Consider the following 20,781-nt stretch of genomic DNA (forward strand, 5'->3'; position numbering starts at 1 on the left):
TCAAATGAGCTCGCGCATTCTTAAAAGTCTTACCCTTGCCGTTATGGCTGCTGCCCTTGCTGCTTGCAGCTCGGTTCCTCTGGATCAATCAGGCTCCGGTTCAACCGGCGGTACTGGATCGGACTCTGCTAGCGCAGGCCAGATCATGGACCCTTTCAACCCTCAAAGCCCACTGGCACAACAACGCTCGGTGTACTTTGACTACGACAGCTACGTGGTTAATGACCAGTACCGTAGCGTGGTGGAAATGCACGCTTCGTACCTGAGCAGCCATCCTCAGCAAAACGTCCGCGTCGAAGGTAATACCGACGAGCGTGGCGGTGCCGAGTACAACTTGGCTCTGGGTCAGCGTCGTTCCGACGCCGTTGCACGCATGCTGGGTCTGCTGGGCGTGAGCAACAGCCAGATCGAAGCTGTGAGCTTGGGTAAAGAGCGTCCAAAAGCAACGGGTAACACCGAAGCTGATTACGCTGAAAACCGTCGCGCAGACATCGTTTACCAACGATAATTTCTGCATCGACCAAGTGGTTCCGACGCCGTGGCGGTTGTTAACGCCGCGGCGTTTTTTATCGGCGGCATGCCAGATCCACTGAAAATTCGTTATGCTGGACAGCGGGCTCGCCAGGCCGGCGCAAAGCCCCTAGATAACAGCCCCCGCCAGAGGGGAACCCGGCAGGTGAGGAGCCTGCGCACTGCGGATGCACAATTTTTAACGGACTTCACTATGCACGTTTACAAAAAGCCTTTTCGTCTCACGACGGTTGCTCTCCTAGCAACTGCCGCCCTGTTCGCCAGCCTGCCGGCCAAGGCCTTTGCCGATGACGAGGCCCGACGCGCCATTTTGGAGCTGCGGCAACAGATTCGTCAGATGAACGAGCAAAACGCCCAGGCTCGTCTGCATTTGGCTGACCAGATTGATACTCTGCGCTCTGAAGTTGTGACGCTGCGCGGCCAAGTTGAAAAACTGAGCTGGCAAGCCAGTGGCCAAGGTCAGGGCAATGCCCCCGCCGGGCAAGAAAGCCCGCACGCGGCAGACCCACAAGAACAAGCTGTCTTCGATAGCGCCATGGACGCCTATCGTGCCGGTCAATACAAACCCGCTGCTGATGCGTTCGCCAGCTTCCTGGCCGCCTACCCTTCCAGCGTACTGGCTGATGAAGTGCGCTTTTACGAAGGCAGCAGCCTGTATGCCATCAAGAGCTTCAAGACTTCCATCCAGAAACTGCAGGCTTTTGTAAAAGCTTCGCCACAGAGCCCACGCGCAGCCGACGCTTTGATGGTGACTGCCTCCAGCCAGATCGAACTGAACGATCTGAGCGGTGCTAAAACCACCTTGCAGCGTATTGTTAAGGACTACCCTCAGGCTGAAGCGGCCGAAACCGCACGCAGCCGCCTGAAACTGTTGGAATAAGCGTCCAGCATCCAAGGCCATACGGACCGGGTTCAAGCCCGGTCTGTTTTTTTCAGGCCACTGATCTGCCTGACTTTATATGCTTGCCATGACAAACCCTTTTGCAGATTTCTCCACTATCGAGCTGAACGCGCAAGGCTATCGCCATACTTTGGTCGATCAAGGCCAGGGCGAGCCTGTTTTACTGATTCACGGCTCTTTATGCGACTGGCGTTACTGGCGCTGGCAAATCCCCGCCTTTGCCGCCACCCATCGGGTTCTGGCCCCTAGCCTGCGCTCCTATTGGCCCGGCGCGCCCAGCCCGAATCACGTCAACCCTGCTTTGCACGCCGAGGACCTGCAGGCTTTGCTGGACATGCTGATCACACAGGAGAAGGTGCACATAGTGGGCCACTCCCGAGGCGGTCATGTGGCTCTGCTGCTGGCTCAGCGCATGCCAGAACGTGTTGCCAGCCTGACTTTGGCAGACCCTGGCTTCCCCACCCCTGGCGCGTATTCCTACGCCTCTTTATTCCAGCAAGTAGCCCAGCGTCTGGAACAGGGTGACCGTGATGCTGCCATGTCCCTGTTTGTGGACACCGTCAACGGCTCAGGCACCTGGAAACAAATGACGCGCTGGTTCCGCGAGATGATTCAGGACAACGCCCATACCATGCTGGACCAACAGCAAGAACCCGACCAAAGCCCGGTTTTGGACTGGCTCACACAGATGGATGCTCCTTTGACCTTCATCACCGGCGAGAACAGCCCTACGCGTTACCAGCACTGCATGAATATCATCCGTCAGCATCGGCGTGAGGACCAATTGCACCGCATTCCCCTGGCCTCCCACGGGATGAATCTGGCCAACCCGAAAGCCTTTAACCAGGCTGTTCTTGACGTATTGACGGCCTGACTCCCTACGCAAAGCTGGCCGCAAAAAGCGGCCAGCCCTATTTATCCATACAGACCGGATGTCATCAATACGCCTGAGTTTTCGCTGGGCGCAATTCGCACTCGGCCTGAACCTGGGTGTCGTCGGAAAGATGAAGGCTAAGGATAATGCGCTCCCCCAAAGCCAGGTCTTGTTTCGCCTGCCCCAGCATCACATGGTAGGCACCGGGTTTCAGACTCAACGTGCTACCAGCCGGAATCTCCAATTCCGATGCGTGGGACATGCGCGCCATACCGTCGCTTTCTGTCGTCTGATGCAGCATCGCGTGCCCAAAGGCTAAGGAGCTGGCCCCCGTCACAGCCACAGACTGTTCCCCTTGATTCTCCAGCTCCAGATACGCTGCTGACGGTGTCGGGTCTGGCATCATGCGCACCCAACATTGTTTGGCATGAACCAGGGTGCTCAGGGCGCGTACGGGTTCAGGCTTGCTATGGCTAGCATGCCCGTGCGCCATCACTGTGCTGGTCGATGCCAGCAAGCCCAAGGCAATAAGAATTGCGCTGCGTTTCATGATGCTCCTCGCTGTGTTCTGATCGATTGGAGTCGCCCGGCCCAAGAAGGCTCAGGTGCCAAACTATCCCGATACGCGGGACGATCTGATACAGTACCAGCCAGTATGCCTTTCTTACAACGGCCTTCTTTTCTGTGGCGATGTCATGACCAGCACACACACTGCACCCGAACCTAAAATCGATATTGTTCAGTTTCGTGACCTACTAGAGCGTCTGCATCCCTTTGCCGCTGTACTGGGGATTGATGTGGTGCACATTGGACATGACAACGCCTGTTTGCGCTTGCCGGAGCGCAATGCTCACCAGCGCATGGGTGGCATGGTCGCTGGCCCCATGTTGATGGGACTGGCCGATCTGGCGCTGTACGCTGCCGTTGTCGGTGCAACGGGCAATCCCGATGCCGTGACCTCCAGCCTGACCATCAACTTCCTGCGCAAAGCGCCTCCTGGCGACATTCTGGCCCATGCGCGGATTCACAAGACAGGCCGAACCTGCGCTGGGGATGTTTTGCTGGAACCCGCTAACGGCGGCCCGGCAGTCGCTCAAGTTATCAGTACCTGGTCCCTGCCACGCTCTAAATAAACCATGTTTGCGACGTCCAAATTGACCGGCCCGAGCCAACTCTGGCTGGCGGAGCTGCAATCCTCCTTGCGCCTGGGTGGGCCCTTAATTCTGACCAATCTGGCTCAGGTCAGTTTATTGGCTACCAATCTGATTTATATGGGCCGCCTGGGCCCCGATGAGCTGGCCGCGGGCTCCCTCTCGGCAAGTCTCTATCAAGCCTTCATGATCTTCAGCATGGGGCTGGTCTCCGCTGTAGTTCCCATGCTGGCCACCACGTTGGGGCGACGACTGCGCAATGTACGCGAGTCGCAACAAATCATTCGTCATGGATTTTTGACAGCCCTGCTGATCACCCTGCCCGCATGGATTGTGCTCTGGAATGCCGAAGACATTCTGCTGCTAATGGGCCAGGACCCAGCGGTGGCCGCACGTTCCGTGACCTATATGCATACCTTGCAGTGGGCCTTGCTGCCCTATCTGGGCTACATCGTGCTGCGCTCCTTTCTGGCGGCGATGGAAAAGCCAGGATGGACCTTGATCATTGCCCTGACCGCTATTGGCATCAATGCCCTGCTGGGGTGGCTGCTGGTGTTTGGCAATCTGGGCATGCCGGCACTGGGCTTGGCGGGGGCCGGTCTGGCGACCACCTTATCCAGTATCTTCATGTTTGCCGGACTGATCTGGGTCGTGTTGCGCGATCCACGTTTCAGACGCTATTACCTGTTTAACGATGCCTGGCAATGGAGCTTGAAGCGTTTATGGAAGATGTGGTCCTTGGGTATTCCCATTGCCATCACATTCACACTGGAAACGCTGGTCTTTTATGCCGCAGTCATGATGATGGGCGTGCTGGGCCAATCTGACTTGGCGGCACATGCCATTGCCATGCAGATCTGCTCAGTGTCCTACATGATTCCTTTGGGCTTTAGCCAGGTCGCCACCATACGTGTGGGACTGGCTGCGGGCCGCGTCGATCCTTTGGGTGCACGTCGTGCTGGCTGGATTTCCTACGTGCTGGGGGTCGGCTTTATGGGGCTGGCCGCTTTGGTGTTCTGGTTCGCCCCATTGACCCTGATTGGTCTATTCCTGGATCTGGACCTGACTGAAAACCAGCCCGTTATTGAACTAGCCATTACCTTCCTGGCCCTGGCCGCTCTGTTCCAGATCAGTGATGGAGCCCAAGCGGTGGCTGCAGGGATGCTGCGCGGCCTGCATGACACACGCATCCCCATGTTGCTGGCCTTGCTAGGCTATTGGGTTTTAGGCGTGCCTACGGGCTCTTTGTTGGCCTTCCAGTTCAATATGGGCGGTACGGGGATCTGGATTGGGCTGGTCACCGGTCTGTCTGTGGTGGCTGTGCTGATGACCTTGCGCTGGATGCGAGCCGCAACCCGCCTTGGCCGCAAGCGCCCCGCTCAGAGTAGCTAAGCCCCAAAAAACGGCCACGCATAACAAAGCCCCTTGTCGGAGACTCCGACAAGGGGCTTTGCTTATCTACAGACTGCCAGGCAGATTACTGCTTGGGCAGTTTGCTGGCCACGCCTTCCACGTAGTAATCCATGCGGTTCAAGGCGTCGTCATCCAGGAAACCGGATTCCAGACGAACCTTGCCGTCGTTGTCCTTGATAGGAGCCGCAAACGGTTGCAGGGTACCTGCTACGATTTCAGCCTGTTTGGCCAACACAAACTCTTTAACGTCAGCGGGCACTTCAGGGCCAAAGCCCTCCAAAGCAGCCATGCCGGACTTCAGGCCACCCCAGGTGCTGTCATTCTGCCATTTGCCATCCAGCACTTCAGTAGCTTTACGGGTGAAGTAATCACCCCAGTGGTGCGTTACCGCAGCCAACTGAGCCTTGGGGCCGAACTTGCTCATGTCGGAGTGGTAAGCGATGGCATATTTGCCGGCTTCCTCTGCCGCTTGAACGGTTGCCGTGGAGTCGGTGTGGTGAGTCACTACGTCAGCGCCTTGGCCCAGCAGGGTCACGGCTGCATCACGCTCTTTACCTGGGTCGTACCAGCTGTTGGCCCAGACCACGCGCACCTGAGCTTCAGGGTTCACGCTCTTCAAACCGATCGCAAACGCGTTAATGCCTTGCAGCACTTCAGGAATCGGGTGAGCACCCACGTAACCGACCACATTGGATTTGGTCATTTTGCCAGCCAGTACGCCAGCCAAGTAACGGGACTCGTAGAAACGGGCGTTGGTGGTCGCCACGTTAGGAGCAGTTTTGTAGCCGGTGGAGTGAACGAACTTCACGTCCGGAAATTGCTTGGCCACTTTCTGCGTCTGGTTCATGTAGCCAAACGAGGTCGTGAAGATCAACTTGTTGCCTTGCTGGGCCAGATCGCGGATCACGCGTTCGGCGTCAGCACCTTCAGGTACGTTTTCCACGTACTGAGACACCACACGGCCTTTCAGAGCCTCTTCCATTTCCAGACGGCCGATATCCTGCTGCCAGGTCCAACCGGCTTCACCGATAGGGCTGACATATACAAAGCCGATTTTAAGGGGTTCTTGCTCGGCCGTTTGAGCGGACACCGGCAAGGCAGCCAGGGGGGAAGCGATGGCAGCGGCCAAAAGGGCCTTGCGCATAAAGTTTCCAGTCATGTCAGTCCTCTAGTTGTTGGGATTGAAGTTTTTGCCAAGCGATGCAGGCATATTCAACCTGATCCAGTTAGCGTTTCGGGAAATTAAAACCAGCACAATAATGGTGGCCAGATACGGCATCATGGCCAGCAACTGCGAGGCTACCGGAACGCCCAGAGCCTGCGCATGGTAGGTCAGGATAGTGACCCCGCCAAACAAATAAGCACCCAGCATCACGCGCCAAGGACGCCAGGTTGCAAAGGTCGTCAGCGCCAAGGCAATCCAGCCTCGTCCAGCGACCATATTTTCAACCCACATTGGTGTGTAGACCAGGCAGATAAAAGCGCCGGCCAGACCACAGCACGCGCCCCCGAACATCAGGGCACCCAGACGGATATAGCGTACGTTGTACCCCAAAGAGTGCGCCGAGGCGGGCGATTCACCCACCGCACGCAGCACCAAGCCAGAGCGCGTCCGTGCCAGGAACAAGGCCACGGCGATACACAGGACCCAAGACACATAGACCATGTAATGCTGCTGAAACAGAGCAGGCCCGATCAGGGGGATATCTTTGAGCACAGGGATGGACAGCTTGGTCACCGTCAGGGAGTTGCCGGTAAAGGGCAAGCCAATATAGGCCGAGGCCCCTACCCCAAAAAGTGATAAAGCCAGCCCGCAGGCAATCTGATTCGCGCCCAACCACACCGTCAACCAGGCAAAGGCGGCGGCCATCACAGCACCCACTACCGCACCCAGCAAAAAACCCAAAGCGGGGCTGCCGGTCTGAACGGCAACAATAAAGCCCACGATGGCGGCCATGAGCATCATGCCTTCTGAGCCCAGATTGATGACGCCTGACTTTTCATTAATCAGCAGCCCCAAGGCTGCCAAAAGCAAAGGGGTACCTGCGTTGATGGCTGCGGCCAGCAAAGGTGCAATCGCGTCCATTACTTTCTCCAGACCAAACGCTTGGTGATGAGCACGTCACAAGCCAACAAGGAAAATAGCAAAATGCCCTGAAAAATACCGGTGATCGCATTGGGCAGGCCCAAACGACTTTGGGCCAATTCCCCACCGATATACAACAAGGACATCACAAAAGAGGAAAAAATCAGCCCCAGCGGATGGAGTCGCCCCACAAAGGCAACAATAATCGCGGCAAAGCCATAACCAGGGGAAATCGACGGAGTCAGTTGCCCAACAGGGCCCATCACCTCTGCTGCACCGGCCAGCCCGGCCAGGGCCCCGGAAATCAACAGGGAACTCCACAAGGCTTTACGGGAGGAAAAACCGGCATAACGCGCAGCCAGCGGTGCCATGCCGCCCACACGCAAACGGAAGCCAGCCATGCTGCGTGTCAGGAACAACCACGCGGCTACCGACGCAATCAGCGCCAACACAATGGCGCTATGCAAACGGGTACCGGGGATCACAGCAGGCAACAAAAACCCGTCTGAAAACAGGCTGGACTGAGGGAAACCAAAACCATCAGGATCACGCAAAGCGCCGTGCACCAGATAGCTGAGCAAATGCTGGGCGACGTAAACAAGCATCAGGGAGACCAGAATCTCGTTGGCATTGAAGCGGTCTTTCAAAAAGGCCACGATGGCAGCCCAAGCCATGCCCCCGAGCATGCCGCAAATCAGCGCCAGCGTAATCAGGAAAAAGCCGCCGTTGTCACCATCATCGACTTGCAGGATGAAAGCACCAGTTGCCAAAGCGCCAATTACTAACTGCCCTTCTGCCCCAATATTGAAAATATTGGCTCGGAAACAGATGGCCAGCCCCACGGAGATCAACAATAGCGGGATCAGTTTGACGCCGACCTCGGCCCAGCCGTTCAGGTCACGCAGGGGTTCCAGAAAAAAGACGTTCAGCCCAGCCAGCGGATTTTTCCCCAAGGACCAGAACAAAGTCCCGGCCACCGCCATGGTCAGCACAACCGCCAGGATGGGAGAACACCAGGCCATCAAGGTAGAGGGCGTGGCGCGAGTCTCAAGCCTGAACATGCTCTTCCTCCTCCCACAAACCGCTCATCCATTGTCCAATCTGATCAACACTGGCTTGCGCCACGGGAATAGAGGGAGACATACGACCTTTGGAGATAACAATCAGACGATCAGCAATCGCAAACAACTCGTCCAGCTCTTCAGAAATAACCAGCAGCGCACAGCCCGCGTCGCGCAAGGCCAGCAGTTCAGCATGAATCTGAGCAGCAGCGCCTACGTCCACCCCCCAGGTGGGTTGCGCAATCACCAGAATGCGCGGCTGACGGGTGACTTCACGCCCAATAATGTATTTTTGCAGGTTGCCACCGGACAAACTATTGGCCGCCGCCTGCTCACTGGCCGTTTTGACACGAAAGCGCTTGATGATCCCGCCCGCCAGACGACGTATGCTGGGAAAGCGCAAAAAGCCCCGTTTCACCGTTTCCGAATTCTGGTGCGAGAGCAATAAGTTCTGTGCCAGGGACAGCTCGGGGACAGCACCCCGCCCTAAACGCTCCTCGGGCACAAAACCCATGCCTTGATCGCGTCGCCAAGAAGCGTCACGCTGAGCAATAGGCTGACCATCCAGCAAGATGGCTTGGGCTTGTGCGCGAGTATCTTCACCGGACAAGGCCGCCAACAATTCTTGCTGACCGTTGCCGGATATACCGGCTACGCCCAGGATCTCGCCCTGGTGCAAATCAAAACTGATGCCCTGCAATTCACAGGCAAAGGGATGGGACTTGGGCAATTGCAGATTACGCACCTGCAATAGCGATCCCCCTTGCTGGGCATTGCGCTCACCCAAAGTCTGCGGCTCAGCGCCAATCATCAAACGAGACAGGCTGGCCGTGGTTTCCTGGCGTGGATCACAATAGCCCGTGACCTTGCCCATGCGCATTACCGTACAGGCGTTGCACAGTTCCCGGATTTCATCCAGCTTGTGACTGATATAGACAATACTGCAGCCCTCGGCAGCCAACTGGCGCAGCGTCCCGAACAAGCGGCGCACCGCTTGCGGCGTCAAGACCGAGGTGGGCTCATCCAGAATTAAGAGCTTGGGCTTGCCCAGCAAGGCGCGCACAATTTCCACCCGCTGGCACTCGCCCACGGACAAGGTATGAATATGACGCTGCGGGTCCAGGTCCAGCCCGTACTGACTGGCTGTTTCGCTGATACGCCCGGCCAGCTCCCGCATATTGGTTGACGCAGGCAGGCCCAGGGCAATATTTTCGGTAACCGTTAAGGTGTCGAACAAAGAGAAATGCTGGAACACCATGCCAATCCCTAACTGCCGGGCGGCGGCTGGGCTGCTGATTTGCACGGGCTGACCATTCCAGAGAATCTGGCCTTGATCGGGTTTGACCACACCGTAGATGATTTTCATCAGGGTGGATTTACCCGCACCATTCTCGCCCAGCACAGCATGGATCTGCCCAGGCAAGATAGACAAAGAAATATTGTCGTTCGCCACCACAGCCGGATAGGCCTTGGTAATGTTGCGAAGTTCCAGGCGTGGCACAGCCTTGGGGTCTACGGATACCGTTTGCTCACCGGACTCAGAAGAATGGCCCACGGGAGACGATAGGGTCATGGCTGTATCAGCAAAAAAATATAAAACGCCTGAGCAAACGTATCATCGCCTGCTCAGACGTACTAAAAAGGAAGAGGAAACTGCCGGGCTTAACGCTTGCCCAGAGCTTGCTCGATTTTCTTATCTGTTTTGTATTGGCTCAGGGAATATACCGCCCAGATTGCAGCAGGAATCCATCCAATGACGGTTAACTGCAAAATCAGACAAATAATGCCTGCGACGGGCCGCCCAATCGTGAAAAACCCTAGCCAGGGCAGCAGCAGTGCGATCAGTAAGCGCATGAGAACACTCTAAAAGAGAAGAAACGAGCGCTATTTTACCCTTTATTGACCCACTGAATCATTTGCATCCTAACAAGAGCAAAAAGCAGCCCCGGGCCCTAGTGCGGGAGACGGGGCTGCTTGGTCTGCTTGCCGTGAGCGAATGCGATTTACAGCAGCTCTTTGCGCAGTTGCGCAGCCGACTTGGGCGAGAGCAGGCCGGGAGGCACATCCAGCACGGTTTGCGCACCGACCTGGCCTTGCTGATTCATGCGGTAAGCCGCACGAGCGTAAGCCACCAACACGCTGGAAGTGAACTCGGGGTTGCTGCCCAGGTTCAGGGCGTATTCCACTACTTGCTGTGAACCGGCACCGGACTGACCGCTGCGAATCACAAAACCGCCGTGAGGCATGGCAGCGTGGTCACGAGCCAAGGTTTCAGCGTCGATAAAATTAACTTCCGTGTCGTAATCGGCGAAGTAGTCAGGCATGGTCACAATGGCGTCCCGCACAGTGTCAGCATTGGCGCCCTGCTCCAGCACCACAAAGCACTGACGCTTGTGTTTTTCGCGGGTGCTGAGCTCTGGCTGTTCGCCATCACGGACACGCTGTACCGCCGCTTCGATAGGCAAGGTGTACTGAACACCACCGGCCACACCGGCCACACGACGGATCGCATCCGAGTGCCCCTGGCTCAAGCCCTTGCCCCAGAAGGTGTAGGTCTGGCCCACTGGCAACACACATTCCCCGTACAAACGGTTCAGGGAGAACAGGCCCGGGTCCCAACCCACGGCGATCAGGGCCGTTGTGCCCGCGCCTTTAGCTGCCGCATCCACCGCCTCGTAGTACTCAGGGATACGGGCGTGGGTATCAAAGCTGTCAACAGTGGTGAACCAGCGGGCCAAGGCCGGGCCTTGCTCGGGCAGATCATTTTTAGAGCCACCACAGAGAATCAGCACATCAATATCCTTGCGGTACTGTTCGATCTGATCCAGAGCGCGCACAGGCACGTCTGCATTTTGCAGGCGCAGTGAAGCGGGGTCACGACGAGTAAAAACGCTGACCAGCTCCATGTCCGGGTTTTGTGCCAGGGCCAGCTCTACGCCTCGCCCTAAATTGCCGTAACCTGCAATACCGACACGGATTTTGCTACTCATGGTGTTTTCCTTAAAACTGATAAATAAGTGCTGTCAGAACTGCTGCGCTCTGAAGCGGCTCGCCTAGTCGCTGATCATGCGGGCCGCAAAGCCCATGAACAGCAAACCGACCGAACCATTGCCCATACGGGACAGACGCTGATGACGCCGGAAAATGCCTGCCAAACGGTCGCCCCCGAAAATCAGCAAGGACAGATAACAAATGCTGATTATTTCCACCACCAGCCCCAGCAACATGAAGGCCAGCCCGGTGTGCCCTTTGGAGGGGTCCACAAACTGTACGAAAAAGGACAGGAAGAACAAGATAGCCTTGGGGTTCAACAAGCTCAGGAACAAAGCTTTGCGAAAGCGGGTTTCGTGACGCAAACGCGTGTCCACGTTCTGAACCGGTCCCCCTTGGCGGAAAGCCGACTGTAGCAGTCGCAGGCCTAAATACAGCAGGTACGCCGCACCTAGCCAACGTATGCCCATATACAACATGGGCAAGGTCTTGAGCAGGGACGCTGCCCCCAGGGCCGTCAGCGTCATCAGGATGCCATCGCCCACCACCACGCCCAAAGCGGCTTTATAACCCTCGCGCACGCCATGCCCTGCACCGCTGGCCAGGACATACAAAGAATTAGGCCCGGGTAAAAGCACAATAAATACGGTGCCCACCACAAAGGCCCAGAAATTAAGAATACCGATTTGTTCGAGCACCCTGGCCTCGCTAAACGCAGCAGAATCCGCAATTTTAACGCCAAAAAAATGCCCCTGGCACGGGTGGGATGCCAGGGGCGATCAGGTCAAGTTGTAAGGTCTACGCGACCGGACTGACTCGGCCACGCATTACCAGACCTGATGGACTACGCAGTAACAAGTTCCTGGGTCTGGAACTGCTCCTGTTTCATGCTGCCTTCTTGCTGGTAACGAACATGCCAGGACAAGGCTTCTTCCAGGATGTGCGGCGTGTGGCCACCGCGCTCGCTGGCGCGTCCTACGTAGTCAAGCAAAGCGGGACGGTAATCGGGGTGAGCACAATTTTCGATAATGACGCGTGCGCGTTCGCGCGGTGCCAGACCACGCAAATCAGCCAGCCCCCACTCGGACACCAGCACAGCCACATCATGTTCAGAGTGGTCTACATGCGACACCATAGGCACCACACTGGAGATATCGCCGTCTTTAGCGACAGACTTGCTGACGAAAATCGACAAATGGGCATTACGGGCGAAGTCACCGGAGCCTCCGATGCCGTTCATCATGTGAGTGCCACAGACGTGCGTGGAGTTCACGTTGCCGTAGATATCAAATTCCAGCGCGGTGTTGATGGCAATAATGCCCAAACGGCGCACCAGTTCCGGGTGATTGCTGATTTCCTGCGGGCGCAGTACCAGCTTGTCGCGGTAGTTTTCCAGACCTTCCAGAAACTGCGACATTTTCGGGGCCGACAAAGTCAACGAAGAAGCCGAGGCAAAGCTCAACTGACCGGAATCCAGCAAAGCAATCGCGCTGTCCTGCAGGACTTCGGAATACATGCTCATGTCGTGGAAAGGCGAGTCCAGCAGGCCATACGTCACGGCATTGGCGATGGTGCCGATACCAACTTGCAAAGGCAGCAAAGACTGGCTCATACGGCCCGCGTCCACTTCGCCTTTCAAAAATTCAATAATGTGGCCGGCAATAGCCTGCGTTTCCTCATCAGGTGGCAGCACGCTGGAGGGGCTATCCAAAGCATCGGTAAGAACAATGCCCACGATGCGGGAGGGATCAACCTGGATAGCGGTGCTACCAATGCGCTGGGCCACATCGGTCAGTTCAATAGGCTGACGATTGGGGCGCGCTTGTGGAACATAGATATCGTGCAAACCTTCCATCGCCACGGGCATGCTCAGGTTTAGCTCAACAATGATTTGCTTGGCTTGCTGAGCGAAGCTGGCAGAGTTGCCCACCGATGTCGTGGGCACAATCGCCCCGGTTTCGGTAATGGCGACAGCTTCAATCACGGCGATGTCGATAGCAGGCAGATTGCCCGAGCGCATATGCTCGACGGTCAAAGACAGGTGCTGATCAGTAAACATGACCTTACCCTGATTGATATGACGGCGCAGCACCGAGTCCACCTGAAAGGGCGAGCGGCGGGCCAACACACCAGCTTCGGCCATCATGCCATCACTGTCATTACCCAGCGAAGCTCCTGTCACCACATTCAGTTTCAGTTGCTCAGTCTGGGCGCGTTCAGCCAAGGCACGCGGCATGACCTTACAGTCGCCTGCGCGGGTAAAACCACTCATCCCAACATTCATCCCGTCTTTGAAGAAGGCGACTGCCTCCTGAGCGGTCATGACTTTGCCTTCCAATTCGGGGGAACGAATGCGATCCTTGAACATCGTGTGCTCCTGTCTCTGTGTCATTGATCTACCTGTTGTTGCTTTCGGAAGGAGCCGGAGCCGAAAGCGCCAGGCGGGATCTTCACGCTACAGAACGATGTCACGCTTCAAAATACAGGCCGTATGAGCCACGCTTAAAAGCAGAAATCGCCCTGACAACAGGCGTTTATGTTTTTTGAACAAAGCCAGCATAGCATCGCCATAATGAATAAAATAACTACACAGAAGTCGTAAAAGTCATAGATAAAAAGGAACTTCCCCATGGACATCCGGTCCTTGCGATACTTCATTGAAACCGTTAAACATCAAAGCTTTACGCAGGCTGCGCAGAGTTTGAATGTGACGCAATCGACCATCAGCAAGATGGTGAAACAGCTGGAGGATGAGCTGGGAGAGCCGCTGCTGATCCGCGACCATCGGCAACTACAACTGACCGACTGCGGCAAAGTCGTGCTGGAGCGCGGTCAAGAAGTTCTGCAAAGCATGCAAGGCTTGCTGCGAGAAGTTCGTGAAGTACAAGCTCTGCAACGAGGCCGCCTGGAGCTGGGGATTCCGCCCATGATCAATGTGCTGTTTACGGAAGTGCTCAAGAGCTTCAAAAACCGCCATCCACAAATCGAACTGATCCTGCACGAAGAGACCGGCATGGGGATAGAACGCATGGTGGCTGCGGGCACGGTGGAAATGGGGCTAAGTATTCTGCCGCTAGGGCCGGAATTGAATGTATCGGCGACTCCTGTAGCCAAACATGCGGTTTGGGCGATTGGGCACAAGGACGCGCTGCTTGGCACGCAGAAGAAAATCAAGCTGCGGGAACTGGAAAAACACCCACTGATTTTTCTAGGCGAAGACTATGCCCTGACCCGTATGTTGCGGCGAGCCTTCGCCCACGCAGGCTTGCGGGCGACTGTTGCTGCACAAAGCAACCAGTGGGATTGGGTTGCTTCCATGGCACAAGCGGGAATGGGCGTCGCCCTGTTACCCCAGCCATTTCTGTCTCGGCTGGAACCTGGGGATTGGGTTGCCAAAGAAGTCGTGGACCCGGCCTTGAATTGGGAAGTCGCTTTGCTGTGGAATGGGCGGTATCTGTCACAGGCGGCCAGAGCATGGCTACAAGTCTGTGCGGATGTACTAGGCGGGAACTGGCCGGAGCTTGAAGGGGATCTGTAGCAGGGCTTGGATTAATGCATAGGCAATCTCCATAAAGCGCCACTGCTGCGGCCTGCGGGGGCGCCGGGCTTGACCACTTGCCGCGGGCTAGTCTGGAATCCGGGATGCAAGCCCCGTGCTGTTTGAGCGGGGCGCTTGTACTTGGTCCGGGGGGCCAAGTACCCCGGGAGTTCACAGGGCGCCCGGATTCCAGAACAGACAAGGGCACCGGTGCGCAGCACCGGCAAGTAGCCAAGCCCCGAGGCCGGGGCAGACGGCTTGAGTGGCGTCTTTCCTGAGACGACTTTTCGCCTAGTAATACAAACAAAAAAGAGCCACCCCAAACAGGGTGGCCCTCTTTAACAGCTAGGTCTAAAAATCAGAAAGACTTAAGCAGTCTCTTTCTCCGCTACAGGCTCTTCAACCTCAGTCGAGCTACGGATCAGGTAGTCAAAAGCGCTCAAAGCAGCCTTGGCACCTTCACCAGCAGCAATGACGATCTGCTTGAATGGCACCGTCGTCACGTCACCAGCCGCAAAAACACCGGTCAGCGAAGTAGCACCGCGAGCATCAACCTCGATCTCGCCGTGGCGCGACAAAGCAACATCGCTACCCTTCAGCCATTCCGTGTTCGGCACCAGACCGATCTGAACAAACACACCATCCAGCTTCAGGTTCTTGGCTTCCTGAGTTGCACGGTCCAGGTAATTCAGACCCACAACCTTGGTGCCATCACCCAGAACCTCAGTCGTCTGAGCCTGCATGATGATCGATACATTCGGCAAGCTGCGCAGCTTGGTCTGCAAGACCTGGTCAGCCCGCAAAGTATCGCCAAACTCAATCAGAGTGACATGCTTGACCAAACCAGCCAGGTCAATGGCTGCTTCCACGCCGGAGTTACCGCCGCCAACCACAGCCACATCCTTGCCCTTGAACAAAGGACCATCACAGTGCGGGCAGTAAGCCACGCCACGGTTACGGTAATCCTGCTCGCCAGGCACATTCAGTTCGCGCCAACGGGCACCGGTAGCCAAAATGACAGACTTGGCTTTCAGCTGAGCGCCACCATCCACATCCACCACAAGCTTCTTGCCTTCACGGCGAATGCCACTGGCACGGTGCAGATTCATGATGTCCACATCGTAGGTCTTGACGTGTTGCTCCAAGGCCGTCGCAAAGGCGGGACCATTGGTTTCAACCACCGAGATATAGTTCTCGATCGACATGGTATCCAGCACCTGACCACCAAAGCGCTCGGCCAATACACCGGTACGAATGCCCTTGCGAGCAGCGTACACAGCAGCAGCGGCACCAGCAGGACCACCACCGACGATCAGCACATCGAACTCGTCCTTGGCATTCAAGGCTTCAGCCCGAGCCGAGTTGTCGCCTGTGTCCAGCTTGGCCAGCAATTCTTCAGCACTGGCGCGGCCTTGATGGAACATTTCGCCATTCATGAACACAGCCGGTACGGACATGATGTTGCGCTGCTGAACTTCGTCCTGGAACAGCGCACCGTCAATGGCCACGTGCTTGATACGTGGATTGATGACAGACATCGCGTTCAGGGCCTGCACCACGTCAGGACAGTTCTGGCAGGACAGCGAAAAATAGGTTTCAAAAACATAGTCGCCGGGCAGATTGCGGATCTGCTCAATCACGGCGGCATCCAGCTTGATTTCATGGCCGCCCACTTGCAACAAGGCCAAAATCAAGGAGGTAAATTCGTGCCCCATAGGGATACCCGCAAAGCTCACGCTAATGTCGGTACCGGGACGGTTAATTTGGAAGGAAGGCTTGCGCTCTTGCGCATCCGCATCTTCGCGATAGCTGGTCTTGTCGGACAGACCATCAATTTCCTGCAGCAGTTCGCGCAGCTCAACGGACTTGGCGCCAGTATCCAGCGACGCAACGATCTCGATCGGCTGCGTGATCTTTTCGAGGTAAGCCTTCAATTGAGTTTTGATGTTTGCATCTAACATGTGAAACGCCCTTTATCCTGTACTGAACGAAACAACTTAAGGGTGCCTGAACCGGTCAGGCACCGGGTGGCGGCGCACCGCGCCGACCACCGCAATAGACCCGTGTTTAAAAGGTCTTAGATCTTGCCAACCAGATCCAGGGAAGGAGTCAGCGTCTTGGCGCCTTCTTCCCATTTGGCTGGGCAAACTTCACCGGGGTGAGCGGCGATGTACTGAGCAGCCTTAACTTTGCGCAACAGCTCGGAAGCCACACGGCCGATACCGTTGTCGTGGATTTCCAGAACCTTGATTTCGCCTTCTGGGTTGACCACGAACGTACCGCGCAAAGCGATACCTTCTTCTTCGATCAGCACGTCAAAGTTGCGCGACAGCTGATGAGTTGGGTCACCGATCATGGGGTAGTTAACCTTGCCGATGGCTTCCGACGTGTCGTGCCATGCTTTGTGAGCAAAGTGAGTGTCGGTGGACACGGAGTAAACTTCTACGCCCATTTTTTGGAATTCAGCGTAATGGTCGGCCAAGTCTTCCAGTTCGGTTGGGCAAACAAACGTAAAGTCGGCTGGGTAGAAAACAAAAACAGCCCACTTACCGGCAACGGTCTCGTTGCTGACTTCGATAAATTTGCCGTTGTGAAAAGCTTGTGCTTTAAAAGGTTTAATGACGGTGTTGATCAAAGACATACGTGCTCCGGTGAGTGATTAATCATTGATAGTGAGTTCATTATAGGAACCCCCTTCCAATTAGTAAAATTGATTAATGCAATAGTGTTCATTGCTATTAGCTATCGCGCTTTGCATAGAAATTCAATCCATGCGCAGCACAGGCTTATGCTAACAGAGCTAGATGACAGTGCAAAATCAGCGTTCAAGCTATAAGGCTATTTCGCTGGGCACCGTAGGGGAAGTCTGCCGGGCGGCCTCTAAACAGCGGGCAAAGTCACACCAAAACTGCGCATCGTCGCCTAAAGAGACGTTGATGCGTATATAAGTAGATGGTTGCTGTTGCGGGGAAAACAAGGCCCCGGGCACCAGCAAATGCCCCGGACGACCCAAATCACGCACGAGGCGCTCCGTATCCAAACCGGTATTCACCCATACAAACATGCCTGCTTGCGGGGGTGCATCGGGCGCCAGGCCCAATTGAGCCAGTTGATCCAGCGTGCGCTGCCTGTCACTATCCGCGTGACGCCGCAGCCGCTCCAAATGCTTGCGATAAGGCCCGTCTACCAAGACGCGGTGGATCACCCGCTCGCTTAGTTCAGGCGAGGTCAGGCCCGCCAGCATTTTCAAATTGACCAGGGCCTGCAATAAGTCGGGCGCAGCCGCCATATAAGACACTCGCAGGCCAGCCGCCATCACCTTGGAATAGCCGCCCACCAGAGTGACGCGATTGAGTTGATCCAACTGTGCCAGACGACACGCAGGATGAGCATGCAGCTCGCTGTAAGTGTCGTCTTCAATAATGTGGAAATCCCAAGTCTGAGCCAGAGTCAGAATGCCGTGAGCCACCGCAGGACTCAAGCTAAAACCTGTCGGGTTATGCACGACGGTATTCAAGATCACCAGACGTGGGCGATGCTCGCGTGCCAACTGTTCCAGTACCGCCAAATCCGGCCCATCAGCCCGACGCGGGACACTAAACACGCGGACGTCCACCACCGCCAGGCGAGCAAAGAGCAGATACCAGGCAGGATCTTCCACAACCACGGCATCACCAGGACGCAACCAGTGGCGCAAGAGCAAATCCAGCGCCTGGGTGACCCCACCGCATAACATCAGCTGGGTATCAGGATCGACCTGTATGCCACTGTCCTCCAATTGCCCCGCAATGTGCTGACGCAAAGGACGGTAACCATGCGAATGTCCGTAGCCCAGCAGGTTCGAGCCCGCACTGCGACTGACCTGCCGCAGTGCCGACAAAATCATGTCATTGTCCAGCCACTGTCTGGGAATGCCGGCGCTGTCGCTATGTCCCATGAAACTGTTCAACATCCAGTTCACATCGATCTTGCGCGGCTCGTTCTTTTCCACATGCAAGGACTCGGAACGCAAACGCCGGGGGCTGCGAACCCGCACGAAAAAGCCCGCGCCGGGCCGGGACTCCACCAGCCCCTGAGCCATCAATTTGTCGTAAGCCGCTACCACTGTATGAGTACTGACACCTGCAGACCGGGCCAGGCCTCGCACCGAGGGCAAACGGCTGCCGCCCCGATAGCGCAAATGCAGGGCTTGCTGCACCCAGGCGACCAGTTGATCGCTCAAGGTGACGTCCGAACTCCTGACGGGCTGCCAATCCAACCATTCCATGATGCGGGCCTTTCAAAGAAAAACTGACTGTAGCGGAGATTTGACCGATACAGCCTGAGCAAGTGATTGCCCAACTGTACAGCAACTGTATCGCTTATTTATTTTAAGCTCAAAGCTGTCCTGAACTTATTTTTCATTCGTGGTGATTTTCATGAGCCGCAGCGCCAGCCTTCCCCTTCCCAGTTCTGCCCCCGCCTTACTGATTTATCTGTACGCCTTTATCGGGGTCATGGTCTTTGCCTTTACCCTGCCCATGACACGGCTGGCGGTTCAAAGCTTTGATCCCTGGCTGATCGGGATGGCCCGTGCCAGTATCGCCGGCGTGTTTGCGGCAGTGATTCTATTGGCTACTCGCAGTCGTCGCCCTAACGCCGCAGAGTGGCGGGGAATTGGCTTGTCCTGTACTGGCGTGATCGTAGGCTGGCCCGTGTTCTCATCCATTGCCATGCAGACCGTACCGTCCTCCCACGGCGCCGTTCTGAGCGGCCTGATCCCCCTGGCGACCGCCATCGTCAGCGCCGCCCGTAGTGGCGAATCCCTAAGCCGTCGATTCTGGTTGCTGAGCTTGCTGGGGGCTTTGCTGGTGCTGCTCTACGCCATCTATATTGGCGAAGGCGCACTGCAAACCGGCGACCTTTGGCTGGCCTTGGCCGTGTTCATGTCTGGCGTAGGCTATGCAGAAGGGGGCCGCGTTGCCCGCACGCTGGGTGGTTGGCGCACGATTTGCTGGAGCCTGACCGCCAGCCTGCCCCTGACCATTCCAGCGACACTGTGGCTGGCTTTGCCCATGACCGAAGCGCCTTCCTCGCAATCGTTGATGGCGCTGCTCTACCTGGCCCTGTTCTCATCCTTGCTGGGCTTTTTCCCCTGGTACAAGGCGATGGCCATGGGCGGTGTGGCCCGTATTGGTCAGGTTCAACTGGCCCAGCCCTTTCTGACCGTACTGATTTCTGCCCTGTGGCTTAGCGAGCAAGTAGACCTGCTGACCTGGCTGTCTTGCGTACTGATTATTGCCATTATTGCGGCCAGCCGACGTGCCTGAAATAAAACTGGCAAGGCGGCTAAATACAGCAAGGGCATATTCACCTAACTAATACTTCGTTCCCTGCGAGGGCTCGCGCAAGCACACTGGCTCATCATCCCGTGAACCATGTAAGGCGATAAGGCGGCCCCGCAACGCTATTTCAAGCTGGGCCGGCACTGGTATTGCCGCAAGGACATCTGATCATGCCCGCCCAAGCCCCTGCTGCGCTTGCACTGAGCGCCCGGCCCCTGATGCTGTGGAAGCGACTGCGCGACGATTTACAGCAAATCGCGCACGAATACCCCGATGCCGTTCTGGCCAGTTCCTTGGCTGCAGAAGACATGGTGCTGTTTCACGCCATGTCCATCTACACCCCCGAATTGCAAACCGTCACTTTGGATACTGGCCGCCTGCACGATGAAACCTTGCAGCTGGGCAAAGATATTCAGCAGCACTACGAACGTCCCATTCTGTTTTTTCATCCTGATCCGGACCGCGTTCAGGAGCACGTTCAAACACATGGCACGCACGCCTTTTATGAAAGCGTGGAACTGCGTAAAGAGTGCTGTCAGATCCGCAAAGTCGAGCCCTTGCGCCGTGCCTTGCAGGGCCGGTCGGCCTGGATTACCGGCCAGCGCCGGGAACAAACAGCCAGCCGTACAGAACTGGCCAGCCAGGAATACGACAAGGTCTTTGGCCTGCACAAATTCAACCCCCTGATCGAATGGCACCAGGACGATGTCTGGACGGTGATCCGCGGGCTGGACATTCCCTACAACCCCTTGCATGACCAAGGCTACCCCTCCATAGGCTGCGAACCCTGTACGCGCGCCATCCGCCCTGGCGAAGACGTGCGCGCCGGGCGCTGGTGGTGGGAACAGCGTGACAGTCTGGAATGCGGCTTGCATGCCAGCAACCTGAACAGCAGCGTCAACACCTGAAGG

General features: G+C 56.4%; 20 protein-coding genes. 8 read left to right on the forward strand and 12 right to left on the reverse strand.

Going from position 1 to position 20,781, the window contains the following annotated elements; all coding sequences use genetic code 11:
* The first annotated feature begins 4 nt into the window (after window positions 1-4).
* The 3 genes from pal (at window position 5) to AC1RSM_RS13205 (ending at window position 2,306) form a co-directional block, all read left to right on the forward strand.
* Entirely contained in the window at window positions 5-508 is a 504-nt protein-coding gene (gene pal, locus AC1RSM_RS13195) for a peptidoglycan-associated lipoprotein Pal (RefSeq protein ID WP_492933008.1), read from the forward strand.
* 216 nt (window positions 509-724) lie between these two features.
* Complete coding sequence (gene ybgF / locus AC1RSM_RS13200) at window positions 725-1,411, forward strand: tol-pal system protein YbgF (RefSeq protein WP_492933009.1); 687 nt, start codon at window positions 725-727, stop codon at window positions 1,409-1,411.
* Between the two features lie 88 nt (window positions 1,412-1,499).
* Window positions 1,500-2,306, forward strand: a complete 807-nt coding sequence (locus tag AC1RSM_RS13205; RefSeq protein ID WP_492933010.1) for an alpha/beta fold hydrolase — start codon at window positions 1,500-1,502, stop codon at window positions 2,304-2,306.
* Window positions 2,307-2,370: 64 nt separating this feature from the next.
* On the opposite strand, the gene AC1RSM_RS13210 is transcribed toward AC1RSM_RS13205, so the two are convergent.
* Window positions 2,371-2,856, reverse strand: coding sequence for a copper chaperone PCu(A)C (locus tag AC1RSM_RS13210; protein WP_492933011.1), 486 nt, complete (start codon window positions 2,854-2,856; stop codon window positions 2,371-2,373).
* Window positions 2,857-3,001: 145 nt separating this feature from the next.
* On the opposite strand from AC1RSM_RS13210, the gene AC1RSM_RS13215 reads away from it, so the two are divergent.
* Complete coding sequence (locus tag AC1RSM_RS13215) at window positions 3,002-3,439, forward strand: PaaI family thioesterase (RefSeq protein WP_492933012.1); 438 nt, start codon at window positions 3,002-3,004, stop codon at window positions 3,437-3,439.
* A gap of 3 nt (window positions 3,440-3,442) precedes the next feature.
* Window positions 3,443-4,849: an MATE family efflux transporter gene (locus tag AC1RSM_RS13220; RefSeq protein ID WP_492933013.1), complete on the forward strand. Its 1,407-nt coding sequence runs from the start codon at window positions 3,443-3,445 to the stop codon at window positions 4,847-4,849.
* Between the two features lie 85 nt (window positions 4,850-4,934).
* On the opposite strand, the gene AC1RSM_RS13225 is transcribed toward AC1RSM_RS13220, so the two are convergent.
* From AC1RSM_RS13225 to scpC, 8 genes are all read right to left on the reverse strand, one after another.
* Entirely contained in the window at window positions 4,935-6,014 is a 1,080-nt protein-coding gene (locus AC1RSM_RS13225; RefSeq protein ID WP_492933689.1) for a BMP family ABC transporter substrate-binding protein, read from the reverse strand.
* 24 nt (window positions 6,015-6,038) lie between these two features.
* Window positions 6,039-6,956 (reverse strand): ABC transporter permease, encoded by a 918-nt coding sequence (locus AC1RSM_RS13230; protein WP_492933014.1) that lies wholly within the window; start codon window positions 6,954-6,956, stop codon window positions 6,039-6,041.
* A complete protein-coding gene (locus AC1RSM_RS13235; RefSeq protein ID WP_492933015.1) occupies window positions 6,956-8,017 on the reverse strand; it encodes an ABC transporter permease in 1,062 nt (353 codons plus the stop codon). The genes AC1RSM_RS13230 and AC1RSM_RS13235 overlap by 1 nt, the downstream gene beginning before the upstream one ends.
* Window positions 8,004-9,590 carry an ABC transporter ATP-binding protein gene (locus AC1RSM_RS13240; RefSeq protein WP_492933016.1) on the reverse strand — a complete coding sequence of 529 codons (1,587 nt, stop codon included), beginning with the start codon at window positions 9,588-9,590 and terminating at the stop codon, window positions 8,004-8,006. The genes AC1RSM_RS13235 and AC1RSM_RS13240 overlap by 14 nt, the downstream gene beginning before the upstream one ends.
* Window positions 9,591-9,679: 89 nt before the next feature.
* The gene (locus tag AC1RSM_RS13245) at window positions 9,680-9,871 is read right to left on the reverse strand and encodes a YqaE/Pmp3 family membrane protein (RefSeq protein WP_153230896.1); all 192 of its coding nucleotides are present in this window, start codon (window positions 9,869-9,871) and stop codon (window positions 9,680-9,682) included.
* Window positions 9,872-10,020: 149 nt separating this feature from the next.
* Complete coding sequence (locus tag AC1RSM_RS13250; RefSeq protein WP_492933017.1) at window positions 10,021-11,007, reverse strand: diaminopimelate dehydrogenase; 987 nt, start codon at window positions 11,005-11,007, stop codon at window positions 10,021-10,023.
* A gap of 63 nt (window positions 11,008-11,070) precedes the next feature.
* Window positions 11,071-11,706, reverse strand: a complete 636-nt coding sequence (gene leuE / locus AC1RSM_RS13255; RefSeq protein ID WP_492933018.1) for a leucine efflux protein LeuE — start codon at window positions 11,704-11,706, stop codon at window positions 11,071-11,073.
* 146 nt (window positions 11,707-11,852) lie between these two features.
* Window positions 11,853-13,376, reverse strand: a complete 1,524-nt coding sequence (gene scpC, locus AC1RSM_RS13260; RefSeq protein WP_492933019.1) for a succinyl-CoA:acetate CoA-transferase ScpC — start codon at window positions 13,374-13,376, stop codon at window positions 11,853-11,855.
* Between the two features lie 261 nt (window positions 13,377-13,637).
* Here scpC and AC1RSM_RS13265 point away from each other — a divergent pair, with 261 nt between their 5' ends.
* The gene (locus tag AC1RSM_RS13265; protein ID WP_492933020.1) at window positions 13,638-14,546 is read left to right on the forward strand and encodes a LysR family transcriptional regulator; all 909 of its coding nucleotides are present in this window, start codon (window positions 13,638-13,640) and stop codon (window positions 14,544-14,546) included.
* Between the two features lie 368 nt (window positions 14,547-14,914).
* Here the strand turns inward: AC1RSM_RS13265 and ahpF are convergent, their stop codons facing one another.
* The 3 genes from ahpF to AC1RSM_RS13280 all read right to left on the reverse strand — a co-directional run bounded on the left by ahpF (window position 14,915) and on the right by AC1RSM_RS13280 (window position 18,813).
* A complete protein-coding gene (gene ahpF, locus AC1RSM_RS13270) occupies window positions 14,915-16,507 on the reverse strand; it encodes an alkyl hydroperoxide reductase subunit F (protein WP_492933021.1) in 1,593 nt (530 codons plus the stop codon).
* A 116-nt stretch (window positions 16,508-16,623) separates the two neighbouring features.
* Window positions 16,624-17,187: an alkyl hydroperoxide reductase subunit C gene (ahpC, locus tag AC1RSM_RS13275; RefSeq protein ID WP_492933022.1), complete on the reverse strand. Its 564-nt coding sequence runs from the start codon at window positions 17,185-17,187 to the stop codon at window positions 16,624-16,626.
* Between the two features lie 189 nt (window positions 17,188-17,376).
* Complete coding sequence (locus tag AC1RSM_RS13280) at window positions 17,377-18,813, reverse strand: aminotransferase-like domain-containing protein (protein ID WP_492933023.1); 1,437 nt, start codon at window positions 18,811-18,813, stop codon at window positions 17,377-17,379.
* Window positions 18,814-18,964: 151 nt separating this feature from the next.
* On the opposite strand from AC1RSM_RS13280, the gene AC1RSM_RS13285 reads away from it, so the two are divergent.
* Together AC1RSM_RS13285 and AC1RSM_RS13290 are read left to right on the forward strand one after the other, a co-directional pair.
* Entirely contained in the window at window positions 18,965-19,855 is an 891-nt protein-coding gene (locus tag AC1RSM_RS13285) for a DMT family transporter (protein ID WP_492933024.1), read from the forward strand.
* A gap of 185 nt (window positions 19,856-20,040) precedes the next feature.
* Window positions 20,041-20,778 (forward strand): phosphoadenylyl-sulfate reductase, encoded by a 738-nt coding sequence (locus AC1RSM_RS13290; RefSeq protein WP_492933025.1) that lies wholly within the window; start codon window positions 20,041-20,043, stop codon window positions 20,776-20,778.
* The last annotated feature ends 3 nt before the right edge of the window (window positions 20,779-20,781 follow it).

This window comes from Alcaligenes sp. GW821-FHT11D07, assembly GCF_058808495.1.